6 protein-coding genes are annotated in these 6,000 nt (G+C 73.1%); 1 reads left to right on the forward strand and 5 read right to left on the reverse strand.

Annotation, left to right across the window (positions count from 1 at the left end; genetic code table 11):
- Nucleotides 1-186: 186 nt before the first annotated feature.
- From ACFV4G_RS11750 to deoC, 5 genes are all read right to left on the reverse strand, one after another.
- Nucleotides 187-825 (reverse strand): ATP-binding protein, encoded by a 639-nt coding sequence (locus tag ACFV4G_RS11750; RefSeq protein WP_380439074.1) that lies wholly within the window; start codon nucleotides 823-825, stop codon nucleotides 187-189.
- A 47-nt stretch (nucleotides 826-872) separates the two neighbouring features.
- Nucleotides 873-1,280: a hypothetical protein gene (locus tag ACFV4G_RS11755; RefSeq protein WP_380439076.1), complete on the reverse strand. Its 408-nt coding sequence runs from the start codon at nucleotides 1,278-1,280 to the stop codon at nucleotides 873-875.
- 264 nt (nucleotides 1,281-1,544) lie between these two features.
- Nucleotides 1,545-2,447, reverse strand: coding sequence for an aldehyde dehydrogenase family protein (locus ACFV4G_RS11760; protein WP_380439078.1), 903 nt, complete (start codon nucleotides 2,445-2,447; stop codon nucleotides 1,545-1,547).
- Nucleotides 2,440-3,915 carry an aldehyde dehydrogenase family protein gene (locus tag ACFV4G_RS11765; RefSeq protein ID WP_380439080.1) on the reverse strand — a complete coding sequence of 492 codons (1,476 nt, stop codon included), beginning with the start codon at nucleotides 3,913-3,915 and terminating at the stop codon, nucleotides 2,440-2,442. Before ACFV4G_RS11765 ends, ACFV4G_RS11760 begins: the two co-directional genes overlap by 8 nt.
- A 5-nt stretch (nucleotides 3,916-3,920) precedes the next feature.
- Complete coding sequence (gene deoC / locus ACFV4G_RS11770; RefSeq protein ID WP_329927569.1) at nucleotides 3,921-4,907, reverse strand: deoxyribose-phosphate aldolase; 987 nt, start codon at nucleotides 4,905-4,907, stop codon at nucleotides 3,921-3,923.
- Nucleotides 4,908-5,195: 288 nt separating this feature from the next.
- On the opposite strand from deoC, the gene ACFV4G_RS11775 reads away from it, so the two are divergent.
- Nucleotides 5,196-5,885 carry a PH domain-containing protein gene (locus ACFV4G_RS11775; protein WP_380439082.1) on the forward strand — a complete coding sequence of 230 codons (690 nt, stop codon included), beginning with the start codon at nucleotides 5,196-5,198 and terminating at the stop codon, nucleotides 5,883-5,885.
- Nucleotides 5,886-6,000: the final 115 nt, after the last annotated feature.

Here is a 6,000-nt window from a genome sequence, read left to right on the forward strand (position 1 = left end):
CTCGAAGCGTCTGAGTAACAGGGGACTCCCGTCGGGGGACGGGAAGAGGACGGTCACGGACTGCGGACGTCGGCTCGGGGGAGCGATGTCCACGGGGGAGCCCGACGACCGTCCGAACGCGACGGGCCCGGTGCGGGGGAGACGCACCGGGCCCGTCGTTCTGTCGTCCGAGGGCGACCCCGGGTGTCACACGGACGAGAGCTGCGGCTGTCCGGCCGCCGCGGTGATCCGGCGGACGGCCTCCGGGCCGGCGCACGGGTGGGCGCCCAGGGCGACCTGGCGGCCGACGATGGACCGCTCGGCGCGCATCAGCCGCCAGCCGCGGCGCAGCAGCACCGGCAGCGACTTGCGGCCCTCGCGGACGTCCCGGCGCAGCCGGCGCCAGGCCGTGGTGAGCGCGCCGTTGCGCAGGCACAGCGCGTCGCCGAGCAGGCCCTCGTCGGCGCACCGGACGGCGATCTCGGCGGCGAAGATGCCCTCGGCGATGAACGCGGGGGCGCCGGCCAGGTCGAGCGTGCGGGTGCCGACGCGGCCGTTGTCCGGGATCGAGTACACCGGCACCTCGGTGCGGCCGGTCTCGTGGAGGTCACGGATGGCGGCGACGGCCTGGTCGCGGTGCCAGGCGAGCGGCGAGTCCCAGTCGACCGCGCCGTCGGGCAGCAGCGGCAGGGTGGGGTCGTCGCCGTCCTTGTAGAAGTCGTCGAGCTGGAGCACCGGCAGGCCGCTGCGGCCGGCGAGCGAGGACTTCCCGGATCCGGAGGGGCCGGACAGCAGGACCACCCGGGCGCGGGTCGTCGGCACAGGGTTCAGCGGCTCGTCACTCACGGGACACCAGTCTGACGCATCCGGGCCCGATGCCGAAACCGGTCGGACTACACCGGTTCCGCCGCGGCCGGCGCGGCCAACGCGGCGTGCAGCAGCGGGAGGTGGGCGGTGTCGGTCTGGAGGTAGACCAACGGGCCGGGCCCGGGCGGCCGGTAGGCGGTGGCCGCCCAGTCCTGGTCGTGCCAGACCTCGGGCTCGGGCTCGTGGAACTCGCCGCCGGCAGCGAGCTCCAGGCGCAGGGCGGATGAGGCGAAGGTCACGGTCGCGGAGGCGGGGGTGATCAGCAGCCGGCCGTTGACGTAGCCCGCGTCCTCGCCGGGGCGGTCGACGCGCGCCGAGCAGGGGATCCGGGCGGGCCGTCCGGCGGCCAGCCGGCGCCGGGTGCGGGCGAGCCGCAGCCGGCGGACGAAACCGTCCGCGAACAGCGCCATGAGCTCGCCCAGGACCTCGCCCATCGGGTCTCCTCTCCCGTCCTGCCGTCCCTTCCCAGTGTCCGGACGGGCCGGCCGGGCCGGGAGCGCCGAAGGGATCGTCCCGGTGCGACCAAAGTCGTCGGCCGGGCGGACGGCGGGGGCGGCCCCGGCACGGCCGTGAACGCCGACGGACCCGCACCAGGGGGGGAGAGGTGCGGGTCCGTCCTATGACCGTCCGGGCCCTGGGGGGGAGAGGGCACTGGGGACGGCCAGTCTGTGGAGTTGTTACTCGATGTCGACGGAGAGTCAGATCCCCATCGGGTGCCAGACCGTCTTCGTCTCCAGGAAGGAGAGTAGCCGGTCGGTACCGGGAGCATTGGTCCAGTCCTGGGCGAACGGGTCCAGCTCCGGACGGACCACCCGCTTCAGGGTATCCGCGGCGGCGGCCTCCAGGGCGGGCGCCGCGCCGGGACCGTCGGCCGCGATGGCGCCGGTGAGGTCCACGGCGTTGACGTCCTGGTGCGAGGCCAGGGTCGGCGCGATGTCCGCGGTGCGGCCCGAGATGATGTTGACCACGCCGCCCGGGACGTCCGAGGTGGCGAGCACCTCGCCCAGCGACAGGGCCGGCAGCGGGGCGTCCGCGGCGGCGGCGACCACGACCGTGTTGCCGGTGGCGATCGCCGGGGCGATCACCGAGACCAGGCCGAGCAGCGAGTGCCCGTACCCGGCCTGCGGGGCGACGATCCCGACCACGCCGGTCGGCTCGGGGGTCGACAGGTTGAAGAACGGTCCGGCGACCGGGTTGGCGCCGCCCGCGATCTGGGCGACCTTGTCCGTCCAGCCCGCGTACCAGACCCAGCGGTCGATCGCGGCGTCCACCAGCGCGGCGGCCTTCTTCGGGCCGACGCCCTCGGAGACGGCCACCTCGGCGGCGAACTGCTCGCGCCGGCCCTGCAGCATCTCGGCCACCCGGTACAGCACCTGGCCGCGGTTGTACGCGGTGGTGCCGGCCCAGCCCTTGACCGCCGCGCGGGCGGCCAGGACGGCGTCCCGGGTGTCCTTGCGGGTGCCCAGCGGGGCGTTGGCGAGCCACTCGCCCTTTGCGTCGGTCACCTCGTACACCCGCCCGCTCTCGGAGCGCGGGAACTTCCCGCCGACGTACAGCTTGTAGGTCTTGAGGACGTCAAGACGCGCAACGACATCAGACATCGAGGTAGGCCTCCAGACCGTGGCGGCCACCCTCGCGGCCGTAACCCGACTCCTTGAAGCCGCCGAACGGCGAGGTCGGGTCGAACTTGTTGAAGGTGTTGGCCCAGACCACACCGGCCTTGAGCCTGTTGGCCATCCAGAGGATGCGCGAGCCCTTCTCCGTCCAGATGCCGGCGGAGAGGCCGTACGGGGTGTTGTTGGCCTTCGCGACCGCCTCCTCGGGGGTGCGGAAGGTCAGCACCGACAGGACCGGGCCGAAGATCTCCTCCTGGGCGATCCGGTGGGCCTGGCTGACGCCGGTGAACAGGGTCGGCTTGAACCAGAAGCCGGTGCCCGGGAGTTCGCAGGCCGGCGACCAGCGCTCGGCGCCCTCGGCCTCGCCGGCCTCGGTCAGCGCGGTGATCCGGGCCAGCTGCTCGGCCGAGTTGATGGCGCCGATGTCGGTGTTCTTGTCCAGCGGGTCGCCGACCCGCAGGGTGCCCATCCGGCGCTTCAGGGCGTCCAGCAGCTCGTCCTGGACCGACTCCTGGACCAGCAGGCGCGAACCCGCACAGCAGACGTGGCCCTGGTTGAAGAAGATGCCGTTGACGATGCCCTCGACGGCCTGGTCGATCGGCGCGTCGTCGAAGACGATGTTGGCCGCCTTGCCGCCCAGCTCCAGCGAGAGCTTCTTGCGGGTGCCGGCCAGCTGCTTGGCGATCGCCCGGCCGACCGGGGTCGAGCCGGTGAAGGCGACCTTGTTGACGTCCGGGTGCGCGGTGAGCGCGGCGCCGGTGCGGCCGTCACCGGTGACGATGTTGACGACGCCCTTCGGCAGACCGGCCTGGCGGCAGATCTCGGCGAAGCGCAGCGCGGTCAGCGGGGTGGTCTCGGCCGGCTTCAGGACGACCGTGTTGCCGGTCGCCAGGGCGGGCGCGATCTTCCACGCCAGCATCAGCAGCGGGAAGTTCCACGGGATGACCTGGCCGGCCACGCCCAGCGGCTTCGGGGCCGGGCCGTAGCCGGCGAAGTCGAGCTTGTCGGCCCAGCCCGCGTAGTAGAAGAAGTGCGCGGCGACCAGCGGCAGGTCGACGTCGCGGGTCTCGCGGATCGGCTTGCCGTTGTCGATCGACTCCAGCACGGCCAGCTCGCGGCTGCGCTCCTGGATGATCCGGGCGATCCGGAACAGGTACTTGGCGCGCTCGCTGCCCGGCAGCGCCGACCAGTCGGCGAACGCCTTGCGGGCGGCGGCGACCGCGCGGTCGACGTCCTCGTCGGTGCCCTGGGCGAACTCGGCGAGCACCTGCTCGGTGGCCGGGTTGACCGTCTTCAGCGCCTCGCTGCCGGAGGAGTCGACGAACTCGCCGCCGATGAAGTGGCCGTAGGAGGTGGCGATGTCGCCCGCGGCGGCGGGGGACTCGGGGGCCGGGGCGTAGGCGAAGAGGCCGGAGGCCTTCACCGGCTCCTCGATGTTCTTCTTCTTGGCCATGGTGATCAGTCCACCGTCACGTAGTCGGGGCCGGAGTAGCGGCCGGTGGCGAGCTTCTGGCGCTGCATCAGCAGGTCGTTGAGCAGGCTGGAGGCGCCGAAGCGGAACCAGTGCGGGCTCAGCCAGTCGTCGCCGAGGGTCTCGTTGACCATCACCAGGTACTTCATGGCGTCCTTGGTGGTCTTGATGCCACCGGCGGGCTTCACGCCGACCTGGACGCCGGTCTGCGCGCGGAAGTCGCGCACGGCCTCCAGCATCAGCAGGGTGACCGGCGGGGTCGCGTTGACGGCGACCTTGCCGGTGGAGGTCTTGATGAAGTCGGCACCGGCCAGCATCGCGAGCCAGGAGACGCGGCGCACGTTGTCGTACGTCTGGAGCTCGCCGGTCTCGAAGATGACCTTGAGGTGGGCGTAGCTGCCGTCGGCGCGCTTGCACGCCTCCTTGACGGCGACGATCTCGTTGAAGACGTCGAGGTAGCGGCCGGAGAGGAAGGCGCCCCGGTCGATCACCATGTCGATCTCGTCGGCACCGGCGGCGACCGCGTCGGCGGTGTCGGCGAGCTTCACCGGGAGGGCCGCGCGGCCGGCCGGGAAGGCGGTGGCGACGGAGGCGACCTGGATGTCGGTGCCCCGCAGGGCGTCCTTCGCGGTGGCGACCATGTCCGGGTAGACACAGATGGCGGCCACGCGGGGGGTGGACGGGTCGGAGGGGTCGGGGGTCCTGCCCTTGGCGCACAGTGCGCGCACCTTGCCGACCGTGTCCGCGCCCTCCAGCGTGGTCAGGTCGATCATCGAGATCGCCAGGTCGATGGCGTAGGCCTTCGCCGTGGTCTTGATCGAGCGGGTACCGAGGGTGGCGGCACGCGCCTCCAGGCCGACCTGGTCGACGCCGGGCAGGCCGTGCAGGAAGCGGCGGAGCGAGGCCTCGGACGCCGCAACGTCCGCGAGGCCGCTGCCCGCAACGCCGGGGGCATTGGCTGCAACAGTGGACATAGTCACCAGACCAGCATATCTACGCGCGTAGTCGACCGCTAGAGGGCCTTGCTTTCGTGGCCGGACCGAGATCTCGGGGGCGGGGGAGGGGCGCGCGGTGGCGGTGGGAGCGGATGGGGGCGGCTTGGGCGGGGAGAGGGGACGGCCCGGGCGAGAGCCATGGGCGAGAGAGGGGCGCGCGGGGCCGTTCGGGGGCGCGCAGCCGCCGGCGGGCGGGCCGGGAGCCTCCCCGGCAACCGATGCCCTACCGAGACCTCTTCCCGGGAGGCATGGGGCAGAATCGTCGGCATGACCGATTCCGACGGCAAGCCCCACCAGGGCCCCGCCGCCCCCGACGGGGAACCCGGGTACGCGGACCGCGTGTACCGCTCGGTTCCCGGTGTGATCTCCGGCGTGCTGCTGCTGGCCGTCGCGGCGTGGCTGATCGGCGACGCCGCCCTGAACGGGACCGGGAAGACGCCCGCCGTGTCGCTCGCGGCCGTGCCGGTGTTCGCCTTCCCGGTGATCGCCTACACGCTGCGCCCGGCGGTGCTGGCCAACGACCGGCGGCTGGTGGTGCGCAACCCGTGGCGCACGATCACCGCGCCGTGGGCCGCGGTGGACGCGCTGCGCGCCGGGTACTCGGTCGAGCTGCTCGCCGAGGGCAGGAAGTTCCAGGTGTGGGCCGTTCCGGTGTCGTTGCGCCAGCGCAAGCGCGCCAACCGGGTCCGGGCCCGCGGCGGCGCCCCCGAGCACACCTCCCGGATGGGGATGGTCTTCGGCGGCGGTGGCGGCGCGTCCGCCGGCTCGCCGGTGGCGGGCTCCTCCGACCCGACCCGGGCCTGGTCCGACCAGGTGACCTCGGTGCTCCAGGAGATGGCCGAACGCAACGCCTCCCGTCCGGACGCCGCCGGGCCGATCGTCGTGCGGTGGTGCTGGTGGGTGATCGCGCCGACGCTGCTCGGCCTGGCCGCGCTGATCACGGTGATCGTCGTCTGAGCCCTCTGGTGCGTCGAGCGGCCCGCCGGACTCTCCGGCGGGCCGCAACGCCCGCGGGAAAGCGGCCCCTCCGCCTTCCCCCCATCCGGTCGGGGGGCCGGTGCGGGACCACCGG

This window comes from Kitasatospora sp. NPDC059747 (genome assembly GCF_042732955.1).
Lineage (GTDB): Bacteria > Actinomycetota > Actinomycetes > Streptomycetales > Streptomycetaceae > Kitasatospora.